Genomic DNA, 13,743 nt, shown 5'->3' with positions numbered 1-13,743 from the left:
CGCATGACGGCGACGAAAGACATGAACCTCGAATCCTTTAAGATTGAGACCGGCGAAACCGCTGCGGCCCAGGTGGAACGCGACCTGCGCGAGCAGATCATCAAGCTGGAACTGGCGCCGGGAACGCGGCTCTCCGAGCAGGAGATCGCGACGCGCATGGGCGTCTCACGCCAGCCGGTGCGCGAGGCGCTGATCGCGCTCGGGCGGTCAAAGCTGGTCGATGTGCGCCCGAACAGGGGCACCGTCGTCGTGCGGATCTCGGCGCGGCAGATGATGGAGGCGCGCTTCGTGCGCGAGGCGCTGGAGACCGCCGTTGCACGCCGCGCCAGCGAGAGCTTCGACAGCTGGACGCGCCGCCGGATCGACACGATCATCGGCAAGCAGCGGATGGCGATGGAGGCGCACGATCACAACGCATTCCGGCGCGAGGACGAGCAGTTTCATATCGCGATTGCCGAAGGGGCCGGCTGCAGCCTTGCATGGAGCGCCATCGCCGACATCAAGGCGCATATGGACCGCGTCTGCAATCTGCAGCTCCGCCACCCCGATTCCATGATGCGGCTGATCACCGAGCACGAGGCGATCATCACGGCGATCGATGGGCGTGATGCGGATGCGGCGGTGGCCGCCATGCGCGCGCACCTCAATGGGATATTGTCGGACCTGCCGCAGATCGAAGCGGATCATCCCGATCTGTTCGAGTAGACAGCAAACGTAGGAAGGGCGCCAAATCGGCGCCCTTTTGATTTTCGGAAAGATCAGCGGCTTGCCATCACCATCTTGCAAAGGCTGACGAGGCCCGCCTCGAAGCCGCCGGAACGCACCACGTCCTTGCAGCTTGCCTTGGCCTTGGCGCGATCCCTGGCGGACATGTCGTTGATCATCGCCAGGTTTCGGCTGTTGCTGCCACCCGTGTCGCCATTGGCGTTATCGCCGGGATCGTTGCCGGCACCTGGGCCACCGGGGTTTCCGGGAGTTCCGGGCGTACCAGGAACGCCAGGTGTCCCGGGATCCGTGCCGCCCGATCCGGTGCCGGGGATAGCGAGGCTGATTTCCGCCAGCGTGTTGTCGCCCAACCCGACATTGGCCATGGCCGCTACACTTGGGCCGGAACCGCCAACAGTTGCGCCAACATCGGCGTTCACGCCATTGCTACCGCCGATGCTGGCGGTCACACCAGTGTCGATGAGGCCACCGCTTGTCGAACCGCTACCGTTGGAACCACTGCCGATCCCGACATTGGCATTAACGTCGGCCAGCGTATTGTCGCCCGCCCCAACATTGGCCACGGCACCGACAGTCGCGATATCCGAACCGCCAACGGTGGCGCCGACATCGGCATTCACGCCATTCGTGCCGCCGAGGTTCACGGTCGTGCCGAGATCGACGAGGCTGGGCTGGCTGGTGCTGGAACCCGTCGAGGCTCCGCCGACCGCCAGATTGGCGTTGATGTCGGCAAGCGTATTGTCACCCGCCCCGACGTTGGCGATGGCGCCGACGGTTGCAAGGTTCGAAGAGCCGCCAACGGTTGCGCCGACATCGGCGTTGACGCCGCTCGCTCCGCCAATCGTCGCGGTCGTCCCGACACCGAGACCGCCCGACGAATTGCTGCCGCCGACCGTGGTGGCGCTGTTGATGCCGCTGGAACCGCCCACCGTCGCATTCACGCCAAGGCCGCCGGTCGAATTGCCGCCGACATCGGCATTCACGCCGCCGGTCCCGCCGACGGAAACATTGGCGAGGTTCGAACCACCACCAACCGTGGCGTTGACGCCGTTCGTGCCGCCTATGGACACGTTGAGCCCGCCGCCATTGCCGTTGACGCTGATGCCGTTCGATCCCCCGATATCAAACGCCACTGCCTGCGGCGGAACGAGGACGCTGGCGCAGCCGGCAGCGAGGATCGCAATCGTCGATTTCAAGTACATCGTCTTTCCTCCGTTATGTCCTGAAAGGGCATGAGCCCCAGGGCCAAAAGGCCCAGGTCAAAAGCGGAAGTGCGCACTTCAGATCGTTTTGGGTGAGATCAAGGGTGACCTACAACCTTCCAACAACCATGTCGGGATAAAGTTCCAAGCTGCTGGTCGGTTCCTGCGGTCGGTAGGGCACCAATCAAGGTGGGTAACTAAACCTTAACGCCCGGCCGGCAGTACGCCTTTATCCGGGTGCATCGACCAGGAAGTGGCCGCGAATGGGACATTCGTTGCGTGTGCCATAAGATCGGTCGGCCTGCGACCAATCTCCAAGAAACTCGCTTCTGCGTCAGGAAGCGGCGCGAGCAATATCGTTGGCAGGCCACTCTTTAACTGAAATCTCCCCACGCGCGTCGAGTGCCGTGCAGACGAAATGCGATAGCTTGTCCTGCCGGATGACGGCAGCGGTCAGACGACCCGTTCGATACGCTGCCGTATCGAGCGCAATGCGGTTGTCGTAGACTTCCGGGAGCAGTGAATTCGTGATCGTATGGCCATGCACGACCATATGGTCGAACGGGTCGATGTGGTCGAGAAAGCCGGCACGGATCCAGCGTAAGTCGTATTCGTCCTGTTCCGCGAGTGGGACACCAGGGCGCACCCCGGCATGCACGAAACAGAAGCTTCCCACCTGTCTATAGGTCAGCGCATTATCGAGCAAAACGGCATGGTGCGGGAACGCGCTTCGGATATCCGCGGCAATACCCTTGAAATCCGGCACCGGCCGCCGGGAATAGGCACTGACGGTTGCGACACCTCCCCAATCCATCCAGTTTACGGCGTCTGCGGGGGACAATTCCTCGCGGAGCAAGGAGCGCAGATAGAAGTCGTGATTGCCGAGGATGAGATGCGAACCGGGGTACTGCTCAAGTGTGGCGGCGACCAGATCAAGCACAGCGGGGCTTTGCGGGCCTCGGTCGATCAGATCACCGAGGAAGATCACGGTCGGCTTCGATCGGCGTTCACTGGAGACGGTGGCGATGTGGCGGAGTAGAGCCTCAAGCAGATCAGCGCGTCCATGAATGTCAGCAACTGCATAGATATCGGACGGCGCATGATCAGTCATATCGGGCATTTTCTCCCGGGGCGTATATCGCCCCGCTGAAGTTTGACACGACACAGGTCTATGCTACCGGCCGATGCTAACGCAAGGTGCTTACGTGGGTCGAGATCATGCAGGATGCTGCTGGACGCTCAGGCCGCCATCCACCGTCAGGCATGTGGCGTTCATGAACGGGCACTCGTCCGAAATCATGAACACCGCTGCCATGGCGATCTCTTCCGGTGTAGCAATGCGGCCGCCGGGATGCAGTTTCATCGTCTCGGCCTTCGCGGCCTCAGGGTCGGGAAAACCGTTCCAGTAGTCGATGACCTTCTGGGTCGCGACATAGCCGGGGGCGAGCGCATTTACGCGGACGCTCTTGGGCGCGTATTCGAGGCCTAGAGACTTCGTCATGCCGAGCAGTGCGTGCTTTGCCAGCGGATAGGGGAACGTATGCGGGATGATGGTGAAGGCGTGGGTCGAGGCGATGTTGAGGATCACGCCCCCTCCCTGATCGATCAGCCCGGGCAGAACCGCCTTCGAGCAGTTCCACGCACCCTTGAGATTGATATCGAAGCAGCGGTTCCATTCCTCGTCGCTGGTCTCCAGCGGCTCCGAAAACACGTTGACGCCGGCATTGTTGACCAGCGCGTTGATGCGCCCGATCTCGGTTTCCGCCTCGGCCACGGCCGCGACGATCGCCTTGGCATCGGTGATATCGGCCGAACGAGCGCCGACTTGGTACCCCTCGCCCTTCAGCTTCGCGGCTTCCTCGTAAAGCAGCGCCTCGTCGCGATCGATCAGAAACAGGCTGGCGCCTTCGCGCGCGAAGGCCTTTGCGATCGCAAGGCCGATGCCCTGCGCCGCACCGGTGATCAAAATACGCTTGTCGAGCAGACGATTGGACATGACTGATACCCTCACCACTCGGCGAAACTGCCGTCCTCGTGACGCCAGACGGGGTTGCGCCAGCGGTGGCCCTCTTTTGCACGTTCGATCACATAGGCCTCGTCCACCTCCACGCCAAGGCCCGGGCCCTGCGGGATCGAGACGAAGCCATCGGCATAGTGGAACACCTCCTTGTTGGAGATGTAGTCGAGAATATCGTTGCTCTTGTTGTAATGGATGCCGAGGCTCTGCTCCTGGATGAAGGCATTGTAGCTGACAGCATCAAGCTGCAGGCAGGCGGCGAGCGCGATGGGGCCGAGCGGGCAATGCGGCGCGACGGCCACATCATAGGCTTCGGCCATCGCCGCGATCTTGCGGCATTCGGTGATGCCGCCGGCGTGGCTCAGATCCGGCTGGATGATATCGACGTAGCCATCGGACAACACGGACTTGAAGTCCCAGCGCGAATAGAGACGCTCGCCCAGCGCGATCGGCGTCGAGCAGTGGTTGGCGATTTCCTTCAGCGTTTCGCGGTGCTCGGACAGGACCGGCTCCTCGATGAACATCAGCTTGTAGGGCTCCAGCTCCTTGGCCAGAACCTTGGCCATCGGCTTGTGCACGCGGCCGTGAAAATCGACGCCGATGCCGACATTTGGCCCAATTGCCTCGCGGATTGTCGCGATCGTTGCAACGGCCTTGTCAATCTTCTCATTGCTATCGACGATCTGCATTTCCTCGCAGCCATTGAGCTTGATCGCCTTGAAACCGCGCGCGACGACGTCCTTCGCATTGCGCGCGACATCGGCCGGCCGGTCGCCACCGATCCAGCTGTAGACCTTGATCTTGTCGCGTACCTGGCCGCCGAGCAGCGAGTGGATGGGTTGGCCGAGCGCCTTGCCCTTGATATCCCAAAGCGCCTGGTCGATGCCGGAGATCGCGCTCATGTGAATGGCGCCGCCGCGATAGAAACCGCCGCGATACATGACCGTCCAGTGATCCTCGATCAGGAACGGGTCCTTGCCGATCAGATAGTCCTCGAGCTCGTGGACCGCCGCCTGGACAGTAAGCGCACGGCCTTCGACCACGGGTTCACCCCAGCCGACGATACCCTCATCGGTCTCGATCTTCAAAAACAGCCAGCGCGGCGGGACGATATAGGTCGTGAGCTTGGTGATCTTCATGGTCTTACTCGCGTTAGCTGAGAATGAGGTCGGCGGCTTTGCCGGCGGCGGCGAGAACCGCCGCGTTGGTATTGCCGCTGACAATGGCAGGCATCAGGGAGGCATCGACGACGCGCAGGCCGCGCGTACCGCGAACCCGCAACTGCGTATCGAGCACGGCCTCCGGATCGCTGTCCGCGCCCATCTTGCAGGTCCCTACAGGATGGTAGCCGGTCTTGACGGTCCGCTTGCAATGGGCAGCGATGGCCTCGTCGCTGGTGACGTCGGGGCCGGGAAAGATTTCCTTGTCGATCAGCTCCTTCATCGGGGAGGCATCGAGCACCGTGCGGGCAAAACGGAAGCTCGCCATGGTCAGCCTGAGGTCGTCGGGATGCGCGAAAATCTGCGTATCGACGATCGGGTTGGCGAACGGGTCGCTCGACGACAGCGTGACGGAACCGCGCGCCTTCGGCCGCAGCAGCAGCGAGTTGATCGTCACCCCGTCGCCCGGATCGGTGCCCATCACATCGCGATCGAGATAGACGGTCGGGACACAGAACATCTGGATGGTCGGCCGCTCGTTGTTGCCGTCGGGGTCGTAGAAGGCACAGGTCTCGACGCCTGTGGTCGACACGGGGCCTGACTTGAACATCAGATATTGCAACCCGGCCTTGATCATCGGCCAGCCGCGATCCTGCCCGTAGTAGCCGAACGATCCCTTGGTGGTCGCGACGACGGGGCACTCATAGTGATCCTGCAGGTTCTTGCCGACGCCTGACAGCGCGACGATCGTCTTCAGACCATGACGCTTCAGTTCGTCTTCCGGCCCGATGCCCGACAGCATCATCAGCTTGGGCGTCTGGTAGGCGCCGGCCGCCAGGATAACCTCGTTGCCGGCTTCGGCCTGCTTCGGCGTGCCGTTCTGCATGTAACGCACACCGGTGACACGATCGCCGTCCATATCGAGCGAAGTGACGGTGGCACCGGTCTCGATGGTCAGAAGCGGATCGCTCATCACAGGCGCCAGGAAGGCATCGACGGCGCTCGAGCGCTTGCGCGTCCTCCAGTCGATCGTATGCTGCATGAAGCCGACGCCGAACTGCTGTGCGCCGTTGAAATCCGGATTGTAGGGGATACCCATGCCCTGGAGCGTCTTCACGTAAGTCCGCGTCATCGGGCTGGTGTGGCCGAGATGCGAGATCTTCAGCGGGCCGCCGACGCCGTGAAACTCGCCGGCGAGATGGTCGTTGTCTTCCTGCGCCTTGAAATAGGGCAGCAGGTCCCGATAGGACCATGCATCGTCGTTCGATCCTTCAGGCGTCGAAAGCTCGTTCCACAGATCGAAGTCCGCCGCCTGACCACGCATGTAGACCATGGCGTTGACCGTGCTGCCGCCGCCCAGAACCTTGCCCTGCGGCACGATCGGTCCGCGCCCGTCGAGCTGCGGCTGCGGCTTCGTCTGGTGCATGGCGAGATAAGTGTCCTTGGCGAGGAACTTCATGTAGCCGGCGGGAAAATGCATGATCGGGTTCGCCTTCGCCGGCCCCCGCTCAAGCATCAGAACCTTCGCCTTGCCCTCTCGCACCAATTTGGCCGCGACCACGCAGGCGGAGCTTCCGCCGCCAATGATGATGTAGTCGTAACGGTCTTTCGCGGACATTCACCAACTCCGGTCTTGATAGTCTCAAATAGCCTCAGGGCGCAGACGAACGCTGCCCGAAAGGCTTTCATGCGGCGCCAGCACCTTCAGATCGCCGAGATCGGCGAGGTGATGGCCATCGGCTAGATGCGTCATCGGCTCGAAGCAGAAATAATCGCGCTTGAAGCTCGGATCGAAACCCGTGTCGGACACGAAGACGAAGGCGTGCTTGAAGACGGGATCGGCCTCAAGCGTCAACGCCGTCCGCCGCTCGGGCCAGACGATTTTCGCCTTGCCGTCCCAGCCTTCGAAACCGTTGTTGACCCAGCGATGCGGCAGCTCAGCCGGCGCGCTGAAGTCGAGATCACCAGGGATCTCCGTCCGCTCGCCCGGCAGCCAGCCCTCGACCTCTGTCCAGAATTTCTGCGACCGCGCTTGTAGCGTCGTCTGCGGCGTCATCGGGAAATAGGGATGCCAGCCGAGGCCGAACGGCATCGCCTTGTCGCCGCGGTTCTCGACCGTCAGAGTCATCGTCAGGCCGGACGCGTCGAGCGCGAAGCGCTGGCTGGCGCGATAGACGTAAGGTGTGCCGCCGCCGCTATGAGCGAAGCTCATCTCGACCATGTCATCGGTCTGCTGGTCAACCGTCCAATCGGCCTGCCAGCCCTCGCCGTGGAGATAATGCTTGTCCCATTCGGTATTCGGCTCGAACCGATGCTCCGCACCGTCGAAGACGAAGCGGTTGTCGCGGACGCGGTTGCCGAAGGGGACGAGCGGGTAGCAGGCGGACGACAGTGCGTCCGCCTCCACCGAAGGCGCCGGGCGCAGCAGAGGCACGCTTTCGCCCTGCGTCTCCTTCCAGAAGCCCAGGACCAGGCCTCCGCTGGAAGAGACGCGAAGCGAAAGCGATCCGGATTTCAGATCGAGCACCGTCATCGCATCAGCCCTTGTTGCGCGACATGCTGCGCTTGATCGCCTGGATATTGGCGAGGACAGCGATGACGATGATGAGACCGCGCACGACCTGCTGGAAGAACGGATTGATGCCGAGCAAAACAAGGCCGTTGCCGATAAGCGTGATGACGAGAACACCGAGCAGCGTGCCGAGCATGGAGCCGCGTCCGCCGGAGAGCGACGTGCCGCCGACGACAACCGCCGCGATAACGTCGAACTCAAGCCCGTTTGCCGCCGTGGCGTTGCCCGAGCCCAGGCGGGAGACCAGCAGGATGCCGGAGATGGCGGCCATGGCGCCGGCGATCGCAAACAGCGCCACGCGGATCTTCGAGACGCTGATGCCGCTCAAGAACGCCGCATGCGCATTGCCGCCGATCGCAAAGACGGAGCGTCCGAAGGCGGTCTTGCGGCTGACGAAGGCGAAGATCGCGAAGAAGACCAGCATGATGACTGCGGCCGGCGGGATGCCGAGCACGGAGCGATCGAGCGCATCGAGCGTGTCGTTGCGGCCGATCGAGACGGGAAGCGCGTCGGTGACAAACAGCGCGGTTCCGCGAAGAGCGCTCCAGAGGCCAAGCGTCGCGACGAAGGAGGGAACGTCGAAATAGGCGCGCAGAGCGCCGGCAATCGAGCCGAGCAGCGCGCCGATGACGATCGACAGCGCGAAGGCGACCGGTGTCGGCACGCCCCATTGCAACAGGAAGGCCAGAACCACCGAGATGAACGCAACCATCGGCCCGACGCTGACATCGATCTCGCCGGCGATGATGATCAAGGTTGCTGCCCAGGCTGCGATGCCGATCGTGGCGGCGTCGCGAAGGATGTTGATCTGGTTGTTGAACGACAGGAAGCCGTTGGCCGTCGATGTGAAGACCACATAAAGAACGACGATGGCGACGAAGAGGCTCAGCTCGTTCATATGCTGGGAAAAGCTGAAGCCCGACTTCTTGCTTGATGATGCTGACGTTGCAGCCTGGTCGAGTGACATGGCGTCTCTCCCTCAATGTCCGGCGATGCAGGCGGCCATCAAGGCGTCCTGATCGATGTTTGGTGATTTGAATTCTTCGCAGAGCGTTCCGTCGCGCAAGACCAGCACACGGTCGCAAACGAGCGGCAGTTCCTCGATCTCGCTGGAGACGAAGATGACGCTGCGCCCTTCGGCAGCCAGTTGGCGGATGATCGCATAGATCTGCGCCTTGGCTTCCACATCGACGCCCCTTGTCGGTTCATCGAGCAGGAGGACGCGGCTGTCGGCATAGACCCAGCGACCGATGACGACCTTCTGCTGGTTACCACCGGACAGCGTGCCGATCGGCGTGTCGGTGCGGGCGGTCTTGACGTGCAGACGTTCGATGACCTTGCGCGTTGCCTCGGCCATCATCTTGGCGGAGAGAACGCCGCTTTTGCTGACACCGGAAAAGTTCGTCGCCAGCGTGTTCTCATCGACACCGAGAAGCGGGACAATGCCCTCTTCCTTGCGGCTTTCCGGCGTGTAGCCGAAACCGCGCGACAGCATGCGCTTGTAGTGTCCGGGCCGGACTGACTTGCCGTCAACGAGCACCTCGCCCTGATCCTGGCGCCGCACACCCATGATTGCCTGCAGCAACTCTGTCCGGCCTGCGCCAAGCAACCCGGCGATGCCAAGAACCTCGCCCGCCTTCAGGTGAAACGAGACCGAACTCAGCTTCGGCGTCAGCGCAAGGCTGCGGACCTCGAGCACGGTCTTTTCCTGGCTTCTGTTTTCCAGCGCCGCTGCCTGCGATCCTTCCGAACCCAGCATGAGCCGGACGATCTCGCGCGTGTCGGCGCCCTTGACGTCGACCGTGTCGATGATCCGGCCGTCACGCATAACGGTGGCCGAATGCGCGATCTGGCGGATTTCGTTCATGCGGTGGCTGACATAGATGACGGCAATGCCCTCGGACGCGATGCGCGTCACGGCCGCCATGACCTTCTCGGCTTCGGCCGCCGCAAGCGAACTTGTCGGCTCGTCGAGAATGACGAGCTTCGGCTTTCCAAGCAGAACGCGGGCGATCTCCAGCAGCTGGCGTTCGGCTGGGCTCAGGCTTGCCACCAGCGTGTTGGGCGCACGGTCGAGACCAAGCCGACCCATAGCTTCGGAAGCTTCCGCCTCCATCTGGGAATACTGAATGACGCCGCCCTTTCGCGGCCAGCGTCCAAGAAACAGGTTTTCGGCGAGCGTCATGCCGGGAACAAGGCTCAGTTCCTGGTAGACGACGCGAACGCCCTTGTCGAAGGCGTCCTGAGCACGGCCGGAGCCAGAGTGGCGCAACTCCTCGCCGTCAACTTCGACGGTGCCGCTATCTGGAATTTCCGCGCCGGTCAGCATACGGATCAGCGTCGACTTGCCGGCGCCATTCTTGCCGAGCAGCGCCCTAACCTCGCCGCCGGCCACCTGGAATGTCGCGTTGTCGAGCGCGAGTACGCCAGGATAGCGGCGCGTGCACCCCTTGATGGATGCGATCGGGCGGTGAGCTAGGTTGGGCGCAAGTGATGTCTGTGTCATGAAACTTTCCACCGATGAAAGATGCCGCCAGTCGCCTGGCGGCCTCGATTGTCGTGAAACTCAGGCCTTGGGTCTCACGGAATACCGTCGGCGTGCGCCTTCAGCCAAGCCTTGCCGTCTTCGGACGACTTGTAAACGTCGATATCGTAGGGAACCTTGATGTCGGCAGGCGCCTGGCCATCGACGGTCTTGATCGCCTGGGCGAGCGCCAGCTTGCCGAGACCCTGGCCCGAGATGTCGACGACGGCCTTGATGACCGTGAAGTCGGAGAGTTCCTGAGCGATCTCGGTCGTCATGTCGCCGCCGAAGACCACGACCTGACCGGTCTTGCCCTGGCTCTTGACGGCGCGCGCCGCACCAAGGGTCGCCCCACCGGCTTCGCCGAAGAAGGCATCGATATCTGGGTTCGACGACAGCATGGTGCTGGCGACCGAAACCGCCTTGTCGAGGATCGCGCCTTCCTGGTTGGCGACGATCTGCGCACCCGGCACCTTGGCCTTCAGCGCTTCCTCGAAGCCCTTGCGGCGGGTCACGCAGACTTCCACGAATTCGCAGTTCAGAACCGCGATCTTCGGTGCGTCCTTCTTCTCAGCGATGAAGTAATCGGCAGCGGCTTCACCGAGCTTGTGGCCGAAGTCATAGGGATCGCCGACGGCGTAAGCGGAGATGTACTCTTTCATGTCGGCGTCGTTCAGGCATGTGTTGTAGCAGACGACAGGGATGCCCGCGTCATGCGCGCGGCGGATGGCGCGCGAGGAGCCGTCAGCCGAAACCGGGGAAACGATGATCGCCTGAACGCCGGAAGAGATGAGGGAATCGATGAAGGACGATTCCTTGCTGGCGTCGCCCTGGGCATTGGTTTCGATGACATCGAGCTTGCGGCCGGCTTCGTTGGCACCGGTCTGGATGCCCTTGCGGACGCCAGCGTAGAAGCCCTGCGCATCCATGTAGATAGCGCCGACCTTAAGGTCTTTGTCCTGTGCGAAGGCGGGCGACAGCCCCGCCGCAGCGAATATTCCAAGTGCCAACATGGTGGCGCGCGTAATGAGCTTCATCGCTCCCTCCCTTGAGATCTGACGGTGTCAGGAACGCGGACCCGCCCGGCTCCTCCAGCCGCACCAACCATATTCCTGGTCTTACCAATGTCAATATAAATAGGATTTATTTTTTATAAGATGTTCTTTTATACGGCTATCCTGTGCTAAACGTTTCCAGATGGGGGGCCAGTTTCGCTTATAAATCGTATTTTTCAACACCCACGCTTGACTGGTTTGAGGCTGACAGCAAGCTGAGACCGATGGAATCGGAGACACATCGTGGCGATATCGCGGACGGACAGGAAATTGACAGAAGGTGGCGTGGAGATCGCCTCTCGTGGAAAGAGGACCGTTCGCGAGTCCCTGCTGTCGCGTCTCGTGCACATGATCGTGGCCGGCGAATTCGCCGAGGGTTCGACGCTGCCGAATGAGGCGGAACTGACCGAGCAATTCGCCGTCAGCCGCACGAGTCTGCGCGAATCCATGCAGTATCTGGGCGCGCTCGGCATGGTGCGCTCGCGCACCCGGGCCGGGACGATCGTGCTGCACCGAGAGAACTGGAACTACCTGGACCCGCTGGTGCTCGACGCGATGCTTGAAATCGGCGGAGACGAGGCGTTCTACACCTCGCTGATCGATGCTCGCCAACTGCTGGAGCCGGCGGCGGCGGCCCACGCGGCGACGAAAGCGACCGCCAAGCAACTCGCCCGGATCGCCCAGGCCTTCGAGGACATGGTCGATGCGAACGCGCGTGACAACGAGGAATGGAGCCGCGCCGACCTCGAGTTTCACACCGCGATCATCAATGCCAGCGGCAACTGGGTCTACCGCCAGTTCGCCAGCGCGATCCGCGCGGCGTTGCTTGCCAGTTTCAGGTTGACCAACCGTGCGAGCCAGTCGCACGAGCAGGCAATCCAGAAACACCAGGACGTGTTGGAGGCAATCCGCATGCGCAACCCTGACGATGCCCGTCGGGCGATGGAAACGCTGATCGGCGTCGCGCGCGCTGAGATTACAGAAGCCCTGAAGCGCCCTTCGTGAACCGGATAGGTTGACTGCGGTCAGGAAAGCGCGAAAATCTTGACCTCGCGGCCGATGCCCTGAAGCTCGGCCATCCGCGACATGGAATGAATGCTGCGCTCCCGCAGCATCTCCGACACACGGCTGTCGTGCACCACGGCCTCCGTGGTCATGATGACGTTCGGATCGGCGAGACCTTGGACCCGTGAGGCGATGTTGACCGTCTGGCCGAAATAATCCTGGCGATCGTTCAGATTGACCGCGAGGCACGAGCCCTCGTGGATGCCGATCTTCAAAAGAAGATCGTCGGCGCCATGCTCGGCGTTAAGACGCAGCATGGCCTGACGCATCCGCAAGGCCGCCGCCACCGCGCGATCGGGCGTCGGAAAGCTCGCCATGACGGCATCCCCTATCGTCTTGACCACGGCGCCTGTCTCGGAGGTGACGATCTCGTTGAGAACGCGGAAATGCGACCGGACGAGATCGAATGCTGCGATGTCGCCCACGCGCTCGTAAAGCGCTGTCGAGCCCCTGAGGTCGGTGAACAGGAAGGTCAGGCTGGTGATCTTCAGGCGTTGATCGACGTCGAGCGTGTCGGTTCTGTATATGTCGCGAAAACTCTGATTGGTCAGCAGCCGCTTGGCCGTCAGGAATGGTCGCCGGCGTCCCAGCAGATCATGCAATTCGTCGCCGGCGACACAGACATTCGGCACCACTCTGCGGTCCGTGTGGTTTTCAAGCGCCAGCCGAAGCAGACCGGGACGCAGCGTGATCGTCTCGTTGAGCGCATGGCTCTGGGTGATGACCATCGAGAGCGACTGACGCTCGCTGGTGGGCTCGCCCTGGACATCGATAAATTGCGCCGAGTGCGTGACAGCGTCGAAGATGATGACGAACTGAGCCGGCAACTGAAGCGAGACGAAGGCCTTTTCGCCCGGAGACAGATCGATCATCTCCAATTGAATAGGCGCGAACTTCGCTTCGAGATCATCAGGCAGATCGACGCCGGAGCTGAAGAACATCTGCCGGTAATATTCGAGCGGCGGCAGGAGGTCGGGATCATGCGCAGCGATGCGGCGCACCCGGGGATTCACCGTGAATGTCACCTCCACCATCTCATCGAGAGTCGGCTCATAACCCGCCGCACATAGTCCGCAATGATAGACATCATGGACGACACCCTTGAGGCTTGCCCCGGTATCGAGCACTCCGCCGCAACCAGGACAAAGCACGTTCCAGGTCATGTCGAAGATGCCGAGACGCGCCGCATGCAAAAACGCGGCTATCGTGCGCTCCTCGTCAACTTGGTGTCGATGGGAGAAGTCGAGCACGTTGATACGGTTCAGCTCGCGATCGGCGCCATCGGCGATAGCAGCTTCGATGCACGCGACAGCCTCTGCGTCAGCCGTCTGACGCAGAGCAGCAAATAGCGTCTCGACATCGCTCATGTGACTATTCCGATACGGCCAATCGACAGCGGACATCGCCAATGGCGTTATTATA

The 13,743-nt window shown here is 61.9% G+C and carries 12 protein-coding genes; 2 read left to right on the top strand and 10 right to left on the bottom strand.

From position 1 onward, the window contains the following. Positions 1-3: 3 nt before the first annotated feature. Complete coding sequence (locus tag ACIQUB_RS20410) at positions 4-705, top strand: GntR family transcriptional regulator (protein ID WP_402931602.1); 702 nt, start codon at positions 4-6, stop codon at positions 703-705. Between the two features lie 53 nt (positions 706-758). Here ACIQUB_RS20410 and ACIQUB_RS20405 read toward each other — a convergent pair whose 3' ends face one another. The 9 genes from ACIQUB_RS20405 to ACIQUB_RS20365 all read right to left on the bottom strand — a co-directional run bounded on the left by ACIQUB_RS20405 (position 759) and on the right by ACIQUB_RS20365 (position 11,238). Continuing rightward, positions 759-1,928 (bottom strand): beta strand repeat-containing protein, encoded by a 1,170-nt coding sequence (locus ACIQUB_RS20405; protein ID WP_402931600.1) that lies wholly within the window; start codon positions 1,926-1,928, stop codon positions 759-761. A 334-nt stretch (positions 1,929-2,262) separates the two neighbouring features. After that, on the bottom strand, positions 2,263-3,039 hold the full coding sequence (locus ACIQUB_RS20400; RefSeq protein ID WP_402931598.1) for a metallophosphoesterase: 777 nt from the start codon (positions 3,037-3,039) through the stop codon (positions 2,263-2,265). Between the two features lie 105 nt (positions 3,040-3,144). Next, the gene (locus ACIQUB_RS20395; protein WP_402931596.1) at positions 3,145-3,924 is read right to left on the bottom strand and encodes an SDR family oxidoreductase; all 780 of its coding nucleotides are present in this window, start codon (positions 3,922-3,924) and stop codon (positions 3,145-3,147) included. Positions 3,925-3,935: 11 nt separating this feature from the next. After that, entirely contained in the window at positions 3,936-5,084 is a 1,149-nt protein-coding gene (dgoD, locus tag ACIQUB_RS20390; protein ID WP_209192348.1) for a galactonate dehydratase, read from the bottom strand. Between the two features lie 13 nt (positions 5,085-5,097). Beyond that, positions 5,098-6,723 (bottom strand): GMC family oxidoreductase, encoded by a 1,626-nt coding sequence (locus ACIQUB_RS20385; RefSeq protein ID WP_402931593.1) that lies wholly within the window; start codon positions 6,721-6,723, stop codon positions 5,098-5,100. 24 nt (positions 6,724-6,747) lie between these two features. Beyond that, positions 6,748-7,638, bottom strand: coding sequence for an aldose 1-epimerase (locus tag ACIQUB_RS20380; protein ID WP_402931591.1), 891 nt, complete (start codon positions 7,636-7,638; stop codon positions 6,748-6,750). A gap of 4 nt (positions 7,639-7,642) precedes the next feature. Beyond that, entirely contained in the window at positions 7,643-8,644 is a 1,002-nt protein-coding gene (locus tag ACIQUB_RS20375) for an ABC transporter permease (RefSeq protein ID WP_402931589.1), read from the bottom strand. 12 nt (positions 8,645-8,656) lie between these two features. Beyond that, on the bottom strand, positions 8,657-10,183 hold the full coding sequence (locus tag ACIQUB_RS20370) for a sugar ABC transporter ATP-binding protein (protein ID WP_402931587.1): 1,527 nt from the start codon (positions 10,181-10,183) through the stop codon (positions 8,657-8,659). 74 nt (positions 10,184-10,257) lie between these two features. Then, positions 10,258-11,238 (bottom strand): substrate-binding domain-containing protein, encoded by a 981-nt coding sequence (locus tag ACIQUB_RS20365; protein ID WP_402931585.1) that lies wholly within the window; start codon positions 11,236-11,238, stop codon positions 10,258-10,260. Positions 11,239-11,499: 261 nt separating this feature from the next. On the opposite strand from ACIQUB_RS20365, the gene ACIQUB_RS20360 reads away from it, so the two are divergent. Next, entirely contained in the window at positions 11,500-12,261 is a 762-nt protein-coding gene (locus ACIQUB_RS20360; RefSeq protein WP_402931583.1) for a FadR/GntR family transcriptional regulator, read from the top strand. Positions 12,262-12,281: 20 nt separating this feature from the next. On the opposite strand, the gene ACIQUB_RS20355 is transcribed toward ACIQUB_RS20360, so the two are convergent. Then, a complete protein-coding gene (locus ACIQUB_RS20355; protein ID WP_402931581.1) occupies positions 12,282-13,688 on the bottom strand; it encodes an adenylate/guanylate cyclase domain-containing protein in 1,407 nt (468 codons plus the stop codon). Positions 13,689-13,743: the final 55 nt, after the last annotated feature.

It is taken from the genome of Rhizobium sp. NPDC090275, from assembly GCF_044772225.1.
GTDB lineage: Bacteria > Pseudomonadota > Alphaproteobacteria > Rhizobiales > Rhizobiaceae > Rhizobium.
Note: the sequence above shows the minus strand (reverse complement) of the source record. Positions and strands in the feature narration are given on the sequence as shown.

What these genes read in the sequence shown, in the direction of transcription:
- ACIQUB_RS20400 (WP_402931598.1), bottom strand. Translation starts at nt 3,039, where the DNA reads ATGACTGATCATGCGCCGTCCGATATCTATGCAGTTGCTGACATTCAT.
- ACIQUB_RS20370 (WP_402931587.1), bottom strand. Translation starts at nt 10,183, where the DNA reads ATGACACAGACATCACTTGCGCCCAACCTAGCTCACCGCCCGATCGCA.
- ACIQUB_RS20410 (WP_402931602.1), top strand. Translation starts at nt 4, where the DNA reads ATGACGGCGACGAAAGACATGAACCTCGAATCCTTTAAGATTGAGACC.
- ACIQUB_RS20395 (WP_402931596.1), bottom strand. Translation starts at nt 3,924, where the DNA reads ATGTCCAATCGTCTGCTCGACAAGCGTATTTTGATCACCGGTGCGGCG.
- ACIQUB_RS20365 (WP_402931585.1), bottom strand. Translation starts at nt 11,238, where the DNA reads ATGAAGCTCATTACGCGCGCCACCATGTTGGCACTTGGAATATTCGCT.
- ACIQUB_RS20380 (WP_402931591.1), bottom strand. Translation starts at nt 7,638, where the DNA reads ATGACGGTGCTCGATCTGAAATCCGGATCGCTTTCGCTTCGCGTCTCT.
- ACIQUB_RS20355 (WP_402931581.1), bottom strand. Translation starts at nt 13,688, where the DNA reads ATGAGCGATGTCGAGACGCTATTTGCTGCTCTGCGTCAGACGGCTGAC.
- ACIQUB_RS20405 (WP_402931600.1), bottom strand. Translation starts at nt 1,928, where the DNA reads ATGTACTTGAAATCGACGATTGCGATCCTCGCTGCCGGCTGCGCCAGC.
- ACIQUB_RS20375 (WP_402931589.1), bottom strand. Translation starts at nt 8,644, where the DNA reads ATGTCACTCGACCAGGCTGCAACGTCAGCATCATCAAGCAAGAAGTCG.
- dgoD (WP_209192348.1), bottom strand. Translation starts at nt 5,084, where the DNA reads ATGAAGATCACCAAGCTCACGACCTATATCGTCCCGCCGCGCTGGCTG.
- ACIQUB_RS20385 (WP_402931593.1), bottom strand. Translation starts at nt 6,723, where the DNA reads ATGTCCGCGAAAGACCGTTACGACTACATCATCATTGGCGGCGGAAGC.